Origin of the sequence: Candidatus Planktophila sp., assembly GCA_030681675.1 — a bacterium.
Taxonomy (GTDB): domain Bacteria; phylum Actinomycetota; class Actinomycetes; order Nanopelagicales; family Nanopelagicaceae; genus Planktophila.
Genome location: JAUXRP010000015.1, coordinates 247,173 through 264,265, shown reverse-complemented (window position 1 = coordinate 264,265; position 17,093 = coordinate 247,173). Strand labels below are relative to the sequence as shown.

18 protein-coding genes and 1 tRNA gene are annotated in these 17,093 nt (G+C 43.9%); 10 read left to right on the top strand and 9 right to left on the bottom strand.

What is annotated here, in order from left to right; all coding sequences use genetic code 11:
- Positions 1-290 precede the first annotated feature (290 nt).
- A complete protein-coding gene (locus tag Q8K48_04875; GenBank protein ID MDP1851731.1) occupies positions 291-1,247 on the bottom strand; it encodes a hypothetical protein in 957 nt (318 codons plus the stop codon).
- 401 nt (positions 1,248-1,648) lie between these two features.
- Positions 1,649-2,440 (bottom strand): UTP--glucose-1-phosphate uridylyltransferase, encoded by a 792-nt coding sequence (locus tag Q8K48_04870; GenBank protein MDP1851730.1) that lies wholly within the window; start codon positions 2,438-2,440, stop codon positions 1,649-1,651.
- A 143-nt stretch (positions 2,441-2,583) separates the two neighbouring features.
- On the opposite strand from Q8K48_04870, the gene Q8K48_04865 reads away from it, so the two are divergent.
- The 6 genes from Q8K48_04865 (at position 2,584) to Q8K48_04840 (ending at position 6,642) form a co-directional block, all read left to right on the top strand.
- Positions 2,584-4,545: a glycosyltransferase gene (locus Q8K48_04865; protein MDP1851729.1), complete on the top strand. Its 1,962-nt coding sequence runs from the start codon at positions 2,584-2,586 to the stop codon at positions 4,543-4,545.
- Entirely contained in the window at positions 4,529-4,864 is a 336-nt protein-coding gene (locus tag Q8K48_04860) for an STAS domain-containing protein (GenBank protein MDP1851728.1), read from the top strand. The genes Q8K48_04865 and Q8K48_04860 overlap by 17 nt, the downstream gene beginning before the upstream one ends.
- Positions 4,861-5,274, top strand: coding sequence for an ATP-binding protein (locus tag Q8K48_04855; GenBank protein ID MDP1851727.1), 414 nt, complete (start codon positions 4,861-4,863; stop codon positions 5,272-5,274). Before Q8K48_04860 ends, Q8K48_04855 begins: the two co-directional genes overlap by 4 nt.
- A 175-nt stretch (positions 5,275-5,449) precedes the next feature.
- Positions 5,450-5,523 (top strand) — tRNA-Ile (locus Q8K48_04850).
- Positions 5,524-5,535: 12 nt separating this feature from the next.
- Positions 5,536-6,162: a hypothetical protein gene (locus Q8K48_04845; GenBank protein ID MDP1851726.1), complete on the top strand. Its 627-nt coding sequence runs from the start codon at positions 5,536-5,538 to the stop codon at positions 6,160-6,162.
- A 45-nt stretch (positions 6,163-6,207) separates the two neighbouring features.
- Entirely contained in the window at positions 6,208-6,642 is a 435-nt protein-coding gene (locus Q8K48_04840) for a hypothetical protein (protein MDP1851725.1), read from the top strand.
- Between the two features lie 176 nt (positions 6,643-6,818).
- Here Q8K48_04840 and Q8K48_04835 read toward each other — a convergent pair whose 3' ends face one another.
- The 6 genes from Q8K48_04835 to Q8K48_04810 all read right to left on the bottom strand — a co-directional run bounded on the left by Q8K48_04835 (position 6,819) and on the right by Q8K48_04810 (position 11,767).
- Positions 6,819-7,712, bottom strand: a complete 894-nt coding sequence (locus Q8K48_04835) for a fructose bisphosphate aldolase (GenBank protein ID MDP1851724.1) — start codon at positions 7,710-7,712, stop codon at positions 6,819-6,821.
- 124 nt (positions 7,713-7,836) lie between these two features.
- The gene (locus tag Q8K48_04830) at positions 7,837-8,904 is read right to left on the bottom strand and encodes a hypothetical protein (protein MDP1851723.1); all 1,068 of its coding nucleotides are present in this window, start codon (positions 8,902-8,904) and stop codon (positions 7,837-7,839) included.
- 61 nt (positions 8,905-8,965) lie between these two features.
- Positions 8,966-9,598, bottom strand: a complete 633-nt coding sequence (locus Q8K48_04825) for a hypothetical protein (GenBank protein MDP1851722.1) — start codon at positions 9,596-9,598, stop codon at positions 8,966-8,968.
- A 63-nt stretch (positions 9,599-9,661) separates the two neighbouring features.
- A complete protein-coding gene (locus tag Q8K48_04820) occupies positions 9,662-10,183 on the bottom strand; it encodes a DsrE/DsrF/DrsH-like family protein (protein MDP1851721.1) in 522 nt (173 codons plus the stop codon).
- 11 nt (positions 10,184-10,194) lie between these two features.
- Complete coding sequence (locus tag Q8K48_04815; protein MDP1851720.1) at positions 10,195-10,509, bottom strand: TusE/DsrC/DsvC family sulfur relay protein; 315 nt, start codon at positions 10,507-10,509, stop codon at positions 10,195-10,197.
- Positions 10,496-11,767: an FAD/NAD(P)-binding oxidoreductase gene (locus Q8K48_04810; protein MDP1851719.1), complete on the bottom strand. Its 1,272-nt coding sequence runs from the start codon at positions 11,765-11,767 to the stop codon at positions 10,496-10,498. Before Q8K48_04810 ends, Q8K48_04815 begins: the two co-directional genes overlap by 14 nt.
- Before the next feature lie 162 nt (positions 11,768-11,929).
- Here Q8K48_04810 and Q8K48_04805 point away from each other — a divergent pair, with 162 nt between their 5' ends.
- Genes Q8K48_04805 through Q8K48_04790 form a run of 4 tightly spaced genes read left to right on the top strand, consistent with a single transcriptional unit; the run spans position 11,930 to position 15,414 of the window.
- Positions 11,930-12,784 carry an ADP/ATP-dependent (S)-NAD(P)H-hydrate dehydratase gene (locus Q8K48_04805; GenBank protein ID MDP1851718.1) on the top strand — a complete coding sequence of 285 codons (855 nt, stop codon included), beginning with the start codon at positions 11,930-11,932 and terminating at the stop codon, positions 12,782-12,784.
- Between the two features lie 47 nt (positions 12,785-12,831).
- Positions 12,832-13,500, top strand: a complete 669-nt coding sequence (locus Q8K48_04800; GenBank protein ID MDP1851717.1) for a response regulator — start codon at positions 12,832-12,834, stop codon at positions 13,498-13,500.
- A gap of 40 nt (positions 13,501-13,540) precedes the next feature.
- On the top strand, positions 13,541-13,798 hold the full coding sequence (locus tag Q8K48_04795; protein MDP1851716.1) for a hypothetical protein: 258 nt from the start codon (positions 13,541-13,543) through the stop codon (positions 13,796-13,798).
- Positions 13,795-15,414, top strand: a complete 1,620-nt coding sequence (locus Q8K48_04790; protein MDP1851715.1) for a glycoside hydrolase family 25 protein — start codon at positions 13,795-13,797, stop codon at positions 15,412-15,414. Before Q8K48_04795 ends, Q8K48_04790 begins: the two co-directional genes overlap by 4 nt.
- Here Q8K48_04790 and Q8K48_04785 read toward each other — a convergent pair.
- Positions 15,404-17,077, bottom strand: a complete 1,674-nt coding sequence (locus tag Q8K48_04785) for a glycerol-3-phosphate dehydrogenase/oxidase (protein ID MDP1851714.1) — start codon at positions 17,075-17,077, stop codon at positions 15,404-15,406. The two genes, Q8K48_04790 and Q8K48_04785, sit on opposite strands and share 11 nt — an antisense overlap.
- Positions 17,078-17,093 lie beyond the last annotated feature (16 nt).

The window sequence follows — 17,093 nt, the reverse complement described above, 5'->3', positions numbered from 1 at the left end:
GGAAATATTAATCGCTGCTGAAGTGGGCGAGGTATTTGCCTTCTTAGATGATCACACCCGTCTTTCGTCACACATGAGCAAGTCATCGTGGATAATGGGTGGCGGTCATATGGATACTACAGTCGATGCAGGACTCGGGCAAAAAATTGGATTGTAACTCAAATGATTGGAGATACCTCGGATTATTTCAAGAATTCCTCAAACCATTAGAATTCAATGGTAAGTGGGATTTGAATGGACTAGGTATCTATCTTTTTGTACCTACTCTTATTGTCGAATAATTTTGAACTTTAAATCGGGTTGCAATCCTTCAGTGCGCTCGGCCAAGATTTCCCCAAGCTTGCGGATAATTGATTAAAACGGACCTCTAATTGCTTTATACGGACCGCTTGGCCTCTGCTGGTCACAGATATGTTATTAACGACTTTCTTTAGCTCCTGATTGAGATAATTTAAATTAGTTCGAATTTTTGTGCAAGCCGACTTACCATTTGAAGGTGGTATAGGTATCGGGATAAAAGTTCCATCAAATGCCACCAATGATGGAGCCGTACCACAGGCTAAATTAGCATTCGTTTTATCCGTCTCTCGCATATCCGATACTTCACTCATCCATTCCGAATACCATGCTATTTTGGCTTTTAGTTTTATAGAAGGGATTTTTTCTTTCTTAAATTCTGTTTTCAACTTTTCGACTTCCATATTTATACCGGCAACTAAACGATTGCCAAGAGTTATACGGCTGCGAAGTATGAGACAAGGTACTGAGCCATTATCAACAGGTAACTTCATGGATGCAAGCTTCTCGAGATTAAAAGAGGCAGAGCTTGTCAAGGTAGTCAGTTGCACGACTGAGACGGCCGAATTCTCCCACATTCGTGTGCTTGGATATGGATCTTCATTATAAGTCTCAACCTGTACATAATATGTTCCGTCAGGAAATCGAACTGGATCTAGTGACTCAGAAATGAAAGTATATGATTCGGCATCTGGAGCGACCGGTAATGTCCATCGGATTAAACAGTTAGATTTTTTATTACAGTGCATAAAATCCCCATAATAAGTGTCTTTGATGGGGGCTGGAGCGTTCAATGGGTTATTATCTAAATAAACCTTTCCGCCATAGGTAAGGCCATCATCGGCTTTGTACTGCACTTTGAGTCTTCTCTGTTCATCAAAAACCGCGGATATAATCTGCGGTGGATGACCAGAGCGATACGCTTCAGCAGCCGATGCACTCACGCTCATTGAGGGTCCCATCGAGATAATGAGCACAAGGGTGATGAAGATTGTTCGACACTTTCTCGCCATTGCTACCATAGCGCTTCCCTGTCAATGCTTTCCCTATTTATGCCAAAGTACTCTTAAAACCATGGACCTGCAAGGTCACATTACCAACTATATAACTACTTAACAGAGGCCTCAAAGTTGCTCTGAATAGAACTATCTAGTAATTGATTAAACTCCTTCTCGCTCTGATTTATGTTTAAGCCCTCTGTCAAAACCCGCCAAGCCGCTCGCACTGGTGGGCGAAGGTAAGAGGCCGATGCCATTAGAAATCGCCTTATGGAGTTAAAGGTCACTATCAAAGATTCTGAGGCCGGTTCGGATTGGAAAATCGAATCCTCTTAAAAGTTAACTCGCGGAGCTTAAGAGCTTTTATTTATCAACGCGTGAAAATCGTCCAACCAATCTTTTCCGTAAACCTCTGCGCCATATGCGATGTTTGCTTTCAGCCATGATTCGGCAGACCCTAAGTCATGACGCATTCCTTGAGTAATTAGGCCTGAGAGTTTGCCTTGATGAGCCAATCCACGTAGAGCATCAGTCAACTGGATTTCTCCGCCTGCTCCTGGCTGAACTTTCTCCAAAAACGGCCATAGCTCTGGAGTAAGTACGTACCGACCGGTGACAGAGAGATTTGAAGGTTCCGTTCCGCTCGGTGGTTTTTCAACGAGATCTGAAATTTGGACAACACCGCCTTCGTTCATACCCGCTGCCACTCCATATAAATGTGCCTTTTCCTGGGGTACTTCAGTAAGAGCCAAAGTGGACTTGCCTGTGCTTGCAACGTGTTGAACCAATCGAGTCAATATTGGATCGCCCATCACAAGATCATCTGGAAGTAAGAGCGCAAAGGCGTCATCCTCACACCAATCACGCGCAACTTGCACAGCATGACCTAAGCCCTTGGGTTTTGATTGAATTAAATACGTGACCTGAATCGGAAGATCTTCGGTGTGGGCATACAGCGCGGCAAGTTTGTTAGCGCTCGTGACAATACATAGTTCTTCGATACCGGCCGACGTCGCTTCTTTAACAATCCAATCAATTGCGGGACGATCTACGAGGGGAATGAGCTCCTTCGCATTTACTAAAGTGATGCGCTCCAGTCGAGTTCCACGACCGGCTGCTGGAATGACCGCTTTCCGTATATGCATTGCACAAGCCTATGGGCACTTTCGGTCATTTACTAGATATTTATTGCTGAGCCCATCTATAATTGTGACAAATCTTTTTCCGCCATTTTCGAAAAGTCGCGTTCATTCTCTAATCGCCGGTCGAGTTAAAAAAGGACCTAAATATGAATCGAATGTTGGCGCTCCGAATCTCCATTGTCGCGTCGGCACTCCTTGGAACCACATACGTCACATGGAGATGGCTATTTTCTCTGAATATGAGCGCTTGGTGGATTGCGGTTCCGCTCGTCATCTGTGAGACATACAGCATCATTGATTCACTATTTTTCAGTATGACTGTATGGCGTGCAAAAACGAGACCTGCGCCGCCAGCGGCACCCATCGACCTTACTGTCGATGTATTCATTACCACATACAACGAGCCGATCGAAATGGTCATGAATACCGCCATCGCAGCTCAAAAAATTCGATATCCGCATAAAACTTGGATCTTGGATGACGGTGCACGTGAGGAGTTGCTCCATCAAACGCAGGCCCTAGGCATTGGCTATGTCTCTCGCGGCGCCGAATGGAAAAATCGCCCGCGGCATGCAAAAGCTGGCAATGTAAATAATGCGTTGATGCAAACAAGTGGTGAATTCATTCTTATCTTGGACGCCGATCAAGTTCCAGCACCTGAAATCCTCAATCACACTTTGGGCTACTTTCTTGATGATCGTGTAGCACTAGTCCAAACTCCACAAACTTTCGGCAATGTTTCAATCTCAGATCCTCTGGGCAGTCAGGCGCCTCTTTTTTATGGTCCTATTCAACAAGGTAAAGATGGTTGGGGTGCTGCCTACTTCTGCGGCTCAAATGCCGTTCTGCGGCGAGAAGCTCTCATGCAACTTGGAGTCAAAAGGTATGTCATCGAGTTGGAAGCTGCCATACAGAGGTCTCTCAACGATTCGGGGAAAATAATAAAGGCAGCGAAGAAAAAACTAACTCGATCTGATGAACAACTTCGCCAGGCGCTAGATCAAATTCTCGGAGCCGTAGTTGAAGCGCAAGAAAATATCAGCAATGGAAAAACTCTTGGAGAGGCAACTTTTATTCTGCGTGATCGAGTTGAATATATTTCTCATGCACTGGTCTTCGCCGACTTAGACCAGATCAAGCGCGACTTAGACATAATTGGAATTGAACAAAGTAGCGATGCAAACTGGGCCGCAGAGTGGATCGATGACTTAGAAAATACTCTCGATGGACTGCCAGCAGAAGCTTTGAGCCCACTCGCTGCTCTAAGTACCGTCATGGAGCTACTCAAGTCATTAGATGTTGACAGATCACACGAAGCGATTCCAATTATGCCAATTGCCACAATCTCCATTACCGAAGATATGGCGACTAGCATGCGCCTTCATGGAATGAAGTGGAAGAGCGTGTATCACCATGAGACTCTGGCGATTGGATTAGCTCCCGAAGACATGAGTTCGATGCTTACGCAAAGACTCCGATGGGCGCAGGGAACTATGCAAGTTTTCCTGAAAGAAAATCCAATTTTTCAAAAGGGTATGTCGGTGCCTCAAAGACTTATGTATTTTTCTACGATGTGGAGCTACTTCAGTGGATTTGCGGCTCTTTTCTACTTTGCCGCCCCAATCATTTTTCTATGTTTCGGCATACTGCCAGTTCGCACAGATCCGGTGGAATTCTTTTTACGATTTATCCCGTTCATGATTGCCAACCAACTGATTTTTCTCTTCGCCAGCCGTGGCATTTCAACGTGGAGAGGGCAGCAGTACAGCTATGCGTTATTCCCAGTGTGGATAAAAGCAACTACTTCCGCGTTCGCGAATGTTTACTTCAAAAGACCCATGACCTTCGTGGTTACTCCAAAAACTCGGAACGAAAACTCACCAAACTGGAAACTTATCTACCCGCAACTTGTATTTATTGCAGCATTCGTGATTTCTCTATTCGTAGGTACTGCACGATATGCCACAGGTCGAGCACCACTCCTGGCTACTGTCATTAACGTCATATGGGTACTATTCGACTTATCGTTACTCAGGGTCCTATTCCCGGCCATTTTGTACAGAGGTTCCGATTCGCAAAAGGAAGGTAGTCATGGAAATAACACATAAGGCTATTTCAGATGGAGTAGTCGTAGTAACTCCTGTTGGGAAGTTGAACATGGTTCATGCCCACCGTCTGCGAGAAGAAGTTGATGTAATTTTGGCCAAGGGTCAAAATCGCATAGTCGTAGATCTAACCAATGTCGAATTCTTAGATTCTTCTGGTTTGGGTGCTCTAATCGGCTGCCTTAAAGCTGCGCGCCAAGCGAATGGAGATTTACGAATCGCATCTCCCACGGAGCAGGTCAAATTGGTATTGCAACTTACTAATTTGGATCGCGTCCTGACTCCATACACAAATGTAGAAAGCGCGTATGTGATCGAATGAATGTAAAATCGCACACACTCTTAATCGATACTCCTCCAGATACTTTGGATGCGGTTCACAACCTTCTGCAAGCCATTTGGGTTAATTCTCCTGAAGTTGACATCCAAGATCAAATGAGATTTGAGACTGCCCTCATTGAATTGGCTTCGAATATCTTCCGCCACGCAGGTGATGGAAGTGGCGTCTCATGTTCGCTTTCGGTGCACATTTCAAGCGACAAGATAGAAGCAAGTCTGCGTGACACTGGACAACCCGGCGATATAGAAATAGTCGATGTCGAGATGCCAGATGTTCTCGCCGAGAGCGGAAGAGGACTTGCTCTTATTAATGCTCTAGTCGATGAATTCACGTATGAGCGGATTGACGACCATAATGTGTGGCACATTGCAAAAAAGACATCTAAGTCATGAAAAAATGTCAAAGAAACCGAAAATTTTGAAGTGAAGTTATTCGATGAAATTCTCCCAGAGGAACTTTTGTTAAGGCGAGATGCAGAATAGGAACAACGTCTTGAACACTTCACGACTGTGCCATTTAGTTCCATTTGGCTAATCACCCTACATATGCAATAAACTCTCCCCGCACGGGGCGGTAGCTCAGTTGGTTAGAGCCCAGAACTCATAATTCTGTCGTCGTCGGTTCGAGCCCGACTCGCCCCACTACAGTTAACCATGATTGCGACTCAAAGAGGTTGGAAGATAATTCTCGTTGCAGTTTTCGGCGGCTTAGTTTTAGGAGTTACTGCACGCCTCTGGATGAGATGGATTTCAACTGAACCAGATTTTACGTGGAGCGGGACAATATTCATAATTCTCGCTTTTACAATTTTTTCTTCTGCGCAAGCCACAGTCTATGTCTTAAGAAGGAGAATTAAAACTAGACGATTAACTTCAGTAATTAGAGGTGGTGGATTATTCCTTACCATTCCACTCTTTACCGGAGCAGGTGCAGGAATGTTTCCGACCGTCATTTTGGCGTCAATTGCACTTTGGCAAAAAAAGATAGATAGAAAAATACGTATTGCTCTCCTAATAATTAGCTTAGTAATACCCGTAATTGGAATCAAGGGAATTGGTTCTGATTTTGGTTGGAATATTCCGACTTTCGGAAGATCCTTGCTCGTCATTCTTATCTATTCCGTAGTAATTCTTCTCATGAAACCTACGGTCACCCCTTATATTGGCTCTGATTCAAGCATGTTGCCAAATAGTCGCCTCAAAAAAACTCTGACCTTCTTTTCCATTGTTTTGGTAGCGTTTCTCTTTCTCACAGCTATTGGAATATCTATTGACTTTTGACATACAAATAATATTTAAAACTGATTCAAGGATAGAATTAATACTGTGACGTACACTAACAAGACGCAACCAACTGCAATTACTCCTGAAATTTATTTGGAGGAAAACTTTGCCCAGGATTCGCAACTGCGAAAAGAAGCATTGGCACTAGTTGATTTCTATGCCAAAGTTACTGGCTCACCATGTGTAATGTGGAATAAGCTCTTCGGTTTTGGAAAATATCATTATTTTGACAGTAAGGGAGGGGAGCATGAATATATGATGACCGGTTTTGCAATTTCCTCAACTGGATTTACTCTATATAACTTAATGGGTTGGGAAGAATATAAAAAAGATCTCGAAAACCTTGGCAAGCACAAGTTCTCCGGCAAGTCTTGCTTGGCTATAAAAGGCATAGAAGATATTAATCTTAAGATACTCGGACTGGTGATAAAGCGATCACTTACCGACATGAAGAAAAGATACAGAACAGAGAAGTAGTATCAATCGGTATTTTTGTGTTTCGACTAATGTTCATTTTTGGTGTGGCCGATTTTCGGTCATATGAAATGCTGATTGCGAAAGTATAAATGAACGAGTGCCACTTCTTGCATTGCAGTCTGCATGAAAAAGAAACTCCCCTATTGTCTACTCACCTTCCGCAGAACCTAGAGAAATCATGCATTAACTTTAATTGTTGAGGCGTCAAATATGCTTTGAATAGATTCATCGAGAACTGAGTCGAATTCACTTTCACTTTGGTGAATGTTTAAACCCTCAGTCAAAGCCCGAGAAAAACTGGCCACCAGGCCATGATTGTGGGCTAATAGCTCGTTTGCTTTCAAGCGCGAATACCCTCCAGAAAGGGCTACGACTCTTAGAACGCGTGGGTGCGATACCAAATCCGAGTAAAAGCCATTTATGCTAGGAAGCGTTAACTTAAGCATCACACTTTGTTCCCCAGTAAGTGAATCTAGTTCAGATATCAAAGAATCCTTAAGAATGGTTTCTGCTTCAGCTTTTTCCGGGCTCCAGATATCTACCTCTGGCTCGATGATTGGTATTAGATATTCATCAAGAACCTCGGCAGCAATTTCAAACTGTTGTTTTAAGCAGGATTCAATACCTTGCCTATGTGCCAATTTGATTACTGAGCGCATCTTCGTCCCAAAGACCTGATGGGATTTAGCATGTTTGAGCCTTTGACTTAATTGTGGGATTGGTTTCATTAACTGAACGCCATTCACCACTTCAAGAAGTCCACTATCAATTTTGAGAAAGGGAACGATTCCTTTCCGATTCCATAGGAATTCGGCAGCCCCCATTCCATCGATTTCTCTATTCATGGTCATTTCAAAGAGAATGACACCAAGAATTCGATCACTGGTAAAAACTGGGCTTTTGATAATTCGGGAGCGCATCGCATGAACGAGGTCAAACATTTCCGCTTCGTTTGAGTAGGAACTCTCCTCAATACCATAAAGTTTTAACGCCTTAGGAGTACTCCCGCCACTTTGATCCAAGGCTGCAATGAAACCGTGACCTAAGCGCATTACCTGTAATTGATTCACATTCATATTTTCCTCACTTTCAAGAGAAATACAATCCCCTAGATGCTGTTTTTCCAATTAAAAATATGAGGAGGAGCAGAATTATCACTAGGATAAAAACGAAAAGCAATGATACTTCAATGAATTATGGTTTCGAGTACTTGTAGCTAATCGCTCGTTGCTCACTTGGTGCTTGGTATCCGCCACACTCCCAAGGATAGGCAAGAACTCCTTTTTCAAATACTGCATCTTTTGAAAAGCACTTCCAATAGAAGAAGACATCCCCCTGAACCCAATGTAGATTCTTGTCTCCGTTTTTTATTGTTGGATTGATACTATTATGTGGAACTTTCATAGTAATCGGCGCCTGCGAATGGGTGTCCACTCTCCCCGAATAAGCAATGACTTCGCCACGTTTTACCGTGCGACCTAACAGTGCTTGGCAACTAGCCGAGACTGCATCGCCAATCTTGTTATCGTCATTATTTGTGAAAAATTGCCACCCTTGCGCGCGTAAAGGACCTGGCCACTCCTTTGCATTTGAGCACAATGGAGACTTATCAATTCCCAGTAGAAGTGGTGAATTCTTCAGATGGTAGAAACAGAATATTAATCCCGGCCAGTCGGGATGGGTAGACTCAAAGCACAAAGCAAGATCATCAAATGGTTGACGTAATGGACCTAAAGCATCGGCGGCTCGGTAATCGGCATTACGATTATTGAAACCTATAAAGCGTGCATCAATTGGTGCCAAAATAGGAAGCCCATATCCGATCTCAATATTGACCCCGTTTTTTGAATCGTAGGTACCCATCTCGGGATGTGTACCAGTCTTTGGTCCTAAAGTTACGTAGTTAGGATCCATGCCGCCACTAAACTGTGCATGTTGATCGTTAATGCCCACCATACTTATAGGTGGTTGCGTGATTGCCGAAGCTGAACTCTCAGGAGGAAAAACTACTGTTGTTCGTGTTTGATTCGGCTGAGGGTTCGGTTCACTTGAAAGTGACGGAGTCGGCTTTACAATTTTTTTACCCTTACTCCACATGAGTTTCTTTCCAGATTTTATGCAGGTATAAATCACTCCGGCTGATTTTGAAGTTGCTCCAGCTTTAAGACATACCGCTCCGGGGATTGGTTTTGCCACCGCCGAGGTTGCAACAGAGTCAATCACAAACAAAAGTACTAGCAGAATAGCCATGCGGCGCTTCATATTTACATGTTACTCGTAAAGTTTAAAAATTTCGAAACTTTCAAAACAATGAGAGTTAGCCTTAACTTCCAGATAGGCCAACCGTAAAGATAAAGAAAATCCCGCCGATTGCTAGTATCGCCACGACTAAGAGAATCTTCTTGCGTTTGCTCAATTTCACCACTTCTGATGCTTCATTTCGATATGGTGACAAAGTAGGTTTAGTTGAGGAGATAACGACGGAATAAATAGATACAAAAAGTAGGATTCGGCCTATTGTGGCAAAACTCCATCCGAAATCGGAGATTATATCTCTTGAAATTATTACCGGAATAACTAGAGCTAGTAGGAGTAGTACTCCCCTTGTGCGTTTGCCAAGTGCAGTGTTCCATGTAGCCACTGATGCCAATGCCACAGCGGGAAACATCATTCCGCCAGCGGCAGTAAAGATGGGTAGTGAGAAAATAACACCACTTGTGCGAATGAGGAGCACGCTACGCCTGCCCTTAAACCGTTGACGAAGTAATCTCACCAAAGATTGATTGACCATAAAAATCATAAAAGCCATTACTATAAAAATCGATCCACTCCATGAGAACTCAGGATCTGTTGAAATCCATCTCATCCATGCCCGGGCGACTACACCTACAACAAAGCCCTTCACGAGAGCAGCGAGAATTATCTTTATTGTGCTTTTAACGGCCCCCGGTTGCATGGGGAAATCATAATATCCAGAAATGTGATTTACAACACAGCAAATCTGAGCGTAGTTTGTGCCTTAAATAAAGAGTAGTTGAGCGTTCGCTGATATCTCTATGAAATCTGAGGCACTAATAATGCCTTCGACGTCATCGCGCAAATCAAGTTCACTCACTTTGTTCATATCGGCAGATAAACGGCATGCCCACAAATGCCCTCCGGATGCCACAATTTGATCTAAGAAATCGGGGACATCGGGGATATGTAAATCTTCTAACTGTTTTTTCAACATCTTGGTTGCCATCGCAGTCATACCTGGTGCCGGCATAACAGCTTGAGGGATATGTAGATTGGTGCCTGGCAAATGCATTGCAGTGTTACCAGCGGGTGAGAATTGCAGATCGTTCATACGGGATTTAATAATCATGTCAAAGCCCCAGAAAGTAAAGAAGATATGTGTTTCAATACCTTCGCCTAAGGCGGCATTGCCCAAAATCAAACCTGGGTATGCCATATCAAGATTTCCCTTTGAACAGATAATTGCTAATTTGCGGTCAGTTTCTTCCCCGCCAAAATTTGGAACAATTGCAGGTGTAGTCATTTCATTCTCCTTTAGACGCAGCCCTTAGGCTTTGGAAGTCCAGCTATGTAAGACATTTTCTTGGCAGGTTTCTTTGGAAATAATTCAAACTGTTCTTTAATCGGAAAACCACCGACAGTTTGGGTATGGCGAGATGTGGATGATTCACCCTCTTTTTTAAAGTCATCTCGCAGAAAATGGATGACCTCCCAATGGCGGGGAGTTAATTCGATTTCTACTTGTGCAGCAAGTACTTTTGCAATTTCATCGTTCCATTCGTCATAGACGGTCATGAAACCCTCATCGTTGACGGTGACTTGCTTGCCTGCAATTTCAATTGTTGGCATTTAATCTCTCCTTTTCATTTTTGGTTACTTGGACTTTTCCAGCCATTGACATCAGTGCCGGAATTGGTAGATAACGACCTTTGAGCAAAATGTTCCAATAGATCCATCGGAAGGCTAACTTCCCGATGTGATTGAGGCGACTCTCCTTCAGCAATGCTAATGGACCAATCACTGGGATTGGGAATTTTCCAGTTAAGGGTTCCACCTCGTAATTAAAGTCAATTAATAAGCCTTTACCGTTTCCCGATTCTATAAAGCAGTTGGCATGGCCATCGAAGTTATGATTCATCGGGCGGCCATTGACATAGTCAACAAAGTTTTCTGAGAATAAGTCGACAGCAAAGTGCGCTACCGATCCAGCTTTAGATGCGGGAATATTGGAGGCATCACCTAAAACAAAGATATTGGGATATGCATCTGAAAGGAAATTACGCTTATTAACTGGAACATAGTTGAGTTCATCGCCCAATCCAGAGCGTTCAATAAAATCAGCACCCATATTAAGCGGAACAGTTACGAGTAAATCAAAGGCAATCTCGCGTTCATCCATTGAGACCATCGTCTTGGCTTCAACATCAATATGCTCGATTACAAAATCTGACTCCAATGATATTTTACGATCATTGAGCATCATCCCAAGCTGCTTAGAAGCAACGGGTTTCGTGAATGCACCTTCTAGAGGAGTCACAAAAACAATCTCAACCTTGTCGCGGATTCCGCGCTTTTCAAAGTATGCATTGGCGAGGAATGTAAATTCTAGCGGAGCAACTGGACACTTAATCGGCATCTCAGTGATATGAACAACTAAGCGGCCACCGTTAAAATTCTTAAGTGCGTCACGCAGCGCAGTTGAGCCTGCCAATGTATAGAAATCAAAAACGCTCTTATACCAAATGGCAGGATCACTCATGCCAAGAGTCTGATCCGGGCGTGGAGTCGTACCAGATGCAATTACTAAGTAGTCATACCCAATTTCACGTCCATCTTTCAAGAAGGTTTTATTGAGTGTTGGATCAACTTTTTCAATCTCGGCTTGAATAAAGTTAACACCCTTAGGAAAGAAACTTTGGCGTTTTTTAATTAACTGCTCAGGTTCATACGTTCCAAAGGGCATTAACAATAACCCTGGCTGATAAATATGTTCAGTCTCTTGATCGACTACTGTTATTTCCCATGCATCATTAGGAAGCTTTTTTCTAAGTTTATTCACGACCATCGTGCCAGCGGCGCCTGCACCTAAGACGAGTAATTTTTTCATTTATTTCCTCTCCGTCATGGCCCAATATACTCTTGGGTAAAAAGAGACATTGAGAAAAATTAGTGATTTAGGTCGCCTGCTACTTTTGCGCTCAATATCAATGGATTTTTATTGATTTTCGAAGGGCTATCTCTCAATAGTCAATTTGTGGGATAGTTGAGCATGAACCAAAAGTTACTAGTAAACAAAAAATGGAGTGCGCGTGATGCAAAGCGTTGCATTGTTATTCCGACGGATTTAGATCATAAGTATTCACGTGGAACTCTTGGAGTTATTACTGGCTCAGCTCAGTATCCAGGTGCGGCGGTACTATCAACGTCGGCCGCTGCTGCAAGCGGAGTTGGCATGGTTCGATTTCATAGCTCATCTGGTCTGGCACATCTCGTCCTACATGCAACTCCATCGGTGGTTGTACAACCCGGCAAAGTTGCAGCATGGTTAATTGGCTCCGGGATACCGTCTAAAAAATATTCAGATGTGTCTACCTGGCTTCGCCATCGTTGGTTCACACTTGCAAAATCTCAATCAGTTCCTACTGTTCTTGATGCTGGAGCACTCTTTTTGGCAGGATCATTGGAACAACCAACGCTAATTACTCCGCATAGCGCCGAACTTTCGGCCTTACTAACAGCGCGCGGTGTCCCTGTGTCATTGGAGGCAATTGAGGGTGATCCCAAGAAGTGGGTACAGGGAGCTGCAAAAACTTTAGGGGTAACGGTTCTCTTAAAAGGAGCAATAACTTTTGTAGCTAACGATCAAATTTGTATCGAACTTCCCGTTGCTACTCCATGGTTAGCAACCGCCGGAACTGGTGATGTGCTCGCTGGCATTATTGGAGCTTTGGTCGCAACAAACACAATTGAAATACTAAATGATACAAATCGTTTAGCCGAAGTTGCTGCAACGGGTGCGCTCATACATGCACAATCGGCGATGAATGCATCTAGGGGTGGCCCTATTTCGGCAGAAATGATTGTGAAAGAGATATCTGGTGCCATCTCTCAAATACTTAATTAGCATCTCTAAGTCGAGGTAAGAGTTTTCTTTCTTGTTACCCTGTTTAAATGAATGAGCGCGTGCTTGTTGTTATTGATGATGGGTTCGAACTTTCTACCTTAGTTCCTGCTCTCAGATTGCACGAGATGGATATCATCGGTGAAGCAAGAAGTGAAAGCGTGGCACTCAATCTCCTCAATAGGCTCCAGCCCGATGTAGTTCTGTTAGATATGCATATCGCCGGAATCTCTGCAATTCAAATTGCCGTGAATATTCGTAAATCAAAACCCAAAGTGGGGATTGTTATTTTAGAGAGTTGCTCAGATGTTCGCCTTCTAGGTGATCGCCACATTGATATACCTGTCGGCACAAAGGTAATCCTCAAGAAATCGGCCACGGATCTCTTAGTTTTATGTGCAGCAATTGCCGACTCCAAGGTTTCGGCCGATGAAAGCCATGAAGTTTCTTGGATAAATGGAAGTGTTTCCATAAAAGAAAACTCTCTGCACGGCTTGCTCGCACAACTCACTGATGTGCAAGTTCAAACGCTTCGATTGGTGGCCGATGGTTTAACAAATGCCCACATTGGTCGAGTTAGATATGTCAGTGACAAATCGGTTGAGCAGATCATCTCCCGTGTGGCTCAGGAGTTCAATATTCAGCAAGATCACAATAAAAACATGCGTGTTCAGTTAGTTAATGAGTATTACAAGTGGTTGGGCGCGCCTCACCACTAACACCGAAGGCTCACAGAAATGGCGGGTAAGGTCGCCCACTATGGAGCTAGAAGAGATGCGAGGGCGTTGGAACGAGGTTCTCGATGCGCTTTTGCTTCAAGATCGTGTTGCCTGGCTGGCTTTTTTCGATGCTCGGCTAGCCGATTTTGATGGAAAGATTCTCACTCTGGACTTTTCTGATAGTCGAAAACTAGGTGGGGCCCACGAGTACTCTGAGGCAAGAATTAGAGCACAGCAATTACTATCCCTCACCATACATTCTCTTTATTCTCTTGACGTTACAATTATAGAGAAATGAAAATTCGAGCAGCTATAACTGCGATCGCCCTTGGCATAGTAACTATTGGGATTCCAAGCACACAGGCGTCAACGGCTCAACTCTCACTTACGGTGCGACAAACACCATCGACTAGTGAGGCGCTTTTAACTTTTTATGGAACTATAAAACCTGCAAGAGCGGGCACTGCAGTAACGATTCAAATAAAAAATACTGGAGTGTGGGAGAACACTCGATTTAGTACTAAGACCACCAAAGCTGGAACTTGGAAGATTGTGGCACTTGCAACTGCACTTGAATCAAAAGTATCTTACCGAGCCAGTGCGATTGCGCGCGGAAATAGTATCTACTCACCGATGCGCACCATCATTATTAAACAGATGGACGTATTTTCAGAGAGTGACCCCGCACTTGTGATTGGTCAGTTTGGTCCTGGTGGGCGTATTCATGGCGCAGATATTAGCCGTTGGCAACATCCTGAAGACAAAGCTATTGACTTCGAGAAGATGTATAGCGCTGGTATTCGATTTGTCATGATTAAGGCCTCAGATACGCGAGATGAAGCCGATGCCCTTGCTTTAAAGTATTTGGTGATGGACCATAGCGCTGCGCAAGCTGCCGGAATTTACACAGGTTTTTATCACTACACAACTCTGCCCGATGTTGAAGATGCCGATGCGATTATTCGAGATGCCACCGCACAAGCGCAAAAGGTTATCTGGCGTTTAGCATCTATCGGCGGATATACCGAGCGCGATTTACCGTACGCCTTAGATCTTGAAAATAAGTGTGTTCGACTATCTTCTACTGGGGCTTGCCAAAAATACGCCTCACGTAGCGCCGTAACTCTCTGGGCGACTACCTTTCTAGCTCTTCTTAAAGAGAAGACTGGAAAAACCCCAATCATGTACTCATACGCCAATTTCCTTGAGGGTTCCATGATTCGAAGTGTTGAACTCGCACAGTATCCATTGTGGTTAGCCCACTATGCAATTGATCCAGCAAATCCCGTGAACCAACCGGGACTTAAATCCAATGGTTGTTACGTACATTCATGGACAAGTGCAAACTGTGATTCGCAGTGGACCATGTGGCAGTACTCATCATGTGGCATTGCACCTAAATATGGAGTACCCGGGTCACGTCTTGATCTAAATGTATTTAGAGGTACTGCGCAGGCATTCTTGGATCTCATTCAAGGTAGTTGGACGCCAACGCAAGTTGATTTAATGCCCATGTATGAGCCAACTTTCATAACTCTATTAGGACAGTCGGCTACAACCACTAATAAACCGGTGAGCTTCAATGTCAGCGTTGTGCGCCCAGATTTAACTCCAGTTGTGACAGGAGGCGTAAAGTTAGTCTTTGATCCACTGATTGCACCCCTTGAGAGACCAAAACAAAACCTTGTGCGTGCCACTAGCGGGCTTTGGACACTCTCGGTTAAGGGTCTGGCTGCAGGCACATATGTAGGAAATATTCTCTTTAATGATGTATCTAAAACACATGCACAAAGTTGGCTACCAGTAACTTTCACTCTTGAACAAGGAGCGATACCGACAATTACTCCAACTCCAACTGTGAAACCAACTCCTAAGCCTTCAGTTGATGGATGCAGAAACCAGATTAAGAATTAACTTTTTCGTTAACTTTTAAGATTTCATCCATCGCAGTTAGCTCGCGCTCAACGAGTGATTCGTAGGCTGCAACTGAACTCTTGCGCTCTTTTGTAGACCAACCCAAAACCGGAGCAATTATTTCAGAGATAGCCTCGGCAAGGTTTAATCCATGATTGTGGGCTTCGAAGGCGATACGAGTACGACGAGAAATCACATCGTCAATACTTTGAGCTCCCTCGTGGCTAGCTGCGTAGTAAATCTCAGCTCTTATATAAGGCAATTCGGGTGAGAGTCTCTTGCCTAAGGCTGGATTTCCCCTAATTAACTCTAAAACTTCGCTAATCATTGAACCATAACGGTTGAGAAGATGAATAATCGATTCAGCCAATAAACCGCTTTCTTCAGCAAGGCGATCAACTTGTTGCACTAAAGCAAAGTAACCATCAGCGCCAACGAGTGGAAGTTTATCTGTAACCGACTCTGGGATCAGTTTGCGAAGCTCAATTGCTGCAAGGTCAATTACATCCTTACTCATAATGCGATATGTGGTGTATTTTCCTCCAGCAATACTGACGAAGCCTGGTGCAGGTCTATCTACCGTATGTTCACGCGAGAGTTTAGTGGTAACAGAACCCTTGTTATTTGCTACTAACGGTCGAAGTCCAGCATAAACTCCAATTATCTCGTCAAATTTAATTTGTGGAGTAAGAACGCGATTGGCTTGATCCACGATGTATTGGACATCTTCACGATTAGCGAAAGGCTCAGCGCGATCTCCTGTATACGGAGTGTCGGTTGTTCCAACAATCCATTTATCACCCCAAGGAATAATGAAGAGAACTGAAACTGGGGTTTTAAGAATAATACCGGCGTCGGATTTAATCGCCGAACCAGGTAAAACGATATGGACACCTTTGCTCATTGTGACGTTATATCCAGCTTTTAAATCAAATTTTTCGTGAAGCGAGTCGCTCCAAATTCCAGCGCACATAACCGTCACTGTTGCTTTAATTGCAATGCTTTTCCCACTCACTAGATCCTTAGCATTTACGCCAATAATCTGCTTTCCTTCTCGAATGAGTGATTCGGCGCTCATGCGAGTTGCAATAATTGCTCCATGGCGCGCTGCAGTGCGAGCAACACTGAGTGTGTGGCGGGCATCATCTACTTGTGCATCAAAGTATTTTATTGCTCCCAAAATAATATCTGGCCGTAACGAAGGTGCGATCTCATTAATCTGTTTCTGGCTCAAGTGTTTGTGCCATGGCAAAGTGCGTGCAAATCCACGGAGCGCGTCGTATAGCGCTAATCCTGCCCCAACGTAGGTGCGTTCTTTAAACTTTTCGGTGAGCGGAAAAAGAAAGCCAACGGGTTTTACTAAATGTGGGCAGAGTGTCGAGACGAGAAGTTCTCGCTCATGTAGCGCCTCTCGAACTAATTTGAAGTCATACTGCTCGAGATAGCGAAGGCCACCATGAATTAATTTACTCGAGCGGCTGGATGTTCCTGCGGCAATATCTTGGGACTCGATTAATGCAACTTTCAATCCTCGAGAGGCGGCATCTAGAGCAGCACCAACGCCATTTACTCCCCCGCCGATTACCAAAACATCAAATCTCTCGCTGCCTAATGCAGCGATGGCGTTTTCGCGTTGTATTGGGTTTAAATCAAATAAAAACATATGCGTTGCATCTCCA

Bases quoted from the DNA above. Each gene is read 5' to 3' on its own strand.
- Q8K48_04815 (MDP1851720.1), bottom strand. From the start codon at position 10,509: ATGCCAACAATTGAAATTGCAGGCAAGCAAGTCACCGTCAACGATGAG.
- Q8K48_04820 (MDP1851721.1), bottom strand. From the start codon at position 10,183: ATGACTACACCTGCAATTGTTCCAAATTTTGGCGGGGAAGAAACTGAC.
- Q8K48_04800 (MDP1851717.1), top strand. From the start codon at position 12,832: ATGAATGAGCGCGTGCTTGTTGTTATTGATGATGGGTTCGAACTTTCT.
- Q8K48_04810 (MDP1851719.1), bottom strand. From the start codon at position 11,767: ATGAAAAAATTACTCGTCTTAGGTGCAGGCGCCGCTGGCACGATGGTC.
- Q8K48_04805 (MDP1851718.1), top strand. From the start codon at position 11,930: ATGAACCAAAAGTTACTAGTAAACAAAAAATGGAGTGCGCGTGATGCA.
- Q8K48_04855 (MDP1851727.1), top strand. From the start codon at position 4,861: ATGAATGTAAAATCGCACACACTCTTAATCGATACTCCTCCAGATACT.
- Q8K48_04870 (MDP1851730.1), bottom strand. From the start codon at position 2,440: ATGCATATACGGAAAGCGGTCATTCCAGCAGCCGGTCGTGGAACTCGA.
- Q8K48_04785 (MDP1851714.1), bottom strand. From the start codon at position 17,077: ATGTTTTTATTTGATTTAAACCCAATACAACGCGAAAACGCCATCGCT.
- Q8K48_04860 (MDP1851728.1), top strand. From the start codon at position 4,529: ATGGAAATAACACATAAGGCTATTTCAGATGGAGTAGTCGTAGTAACT.
- Q8K48_04825 (MDP1851722.1), bottom strand. From the start codon at position 9,598: ATGCAACCGGGGGCCGTTAAAAGCACAATAAAGATAATTCTCGCTGCT.
- Q8K48_04830 (MDP1851723.1), bottom strand. From the start codon at position 8,904: ATGAAGCGCCGCATGGCTATTCTGCTAGTACTTTTGTTTGTGATTGAC.
- Q8K48_04845 (MDP1851726.1), top strand. From the start codon at position 5,536: ATGATTGCGACTCAAAGAGGTTGGAAGATAATTCTCGTTGCAGTTTTC.
- Q8K48_04795 (MDP1851716.1), top strand. From the start codon at position 13,541: ATGGAGCTAGAAGAGATGCGAGGGCGTTGGAACGAGGTTCTCGATGCG.
- Q8K48_04875 (MDP1851731.1), bottom strand. From the start codon at position 1,247: ATGAGCGTGAGTGCATCGGCTGCTGAAGCGTATCGCTCTGGTCATCCA.
- Q8K48_04790 (MDP1851715.1), top strand. From the start codon at position 13,795: ATGAAAATTCGAGCAGCTATAACTGCGATCGCCCTTGGCATAGTAACT.
- Q8K48_04865 (MDP1851729.1), top strand. From the start codon at position 2,584: ATGAATCGAATGTTGGCGCTCCGAATCTCCATTGTCGCGTCGGCACTC.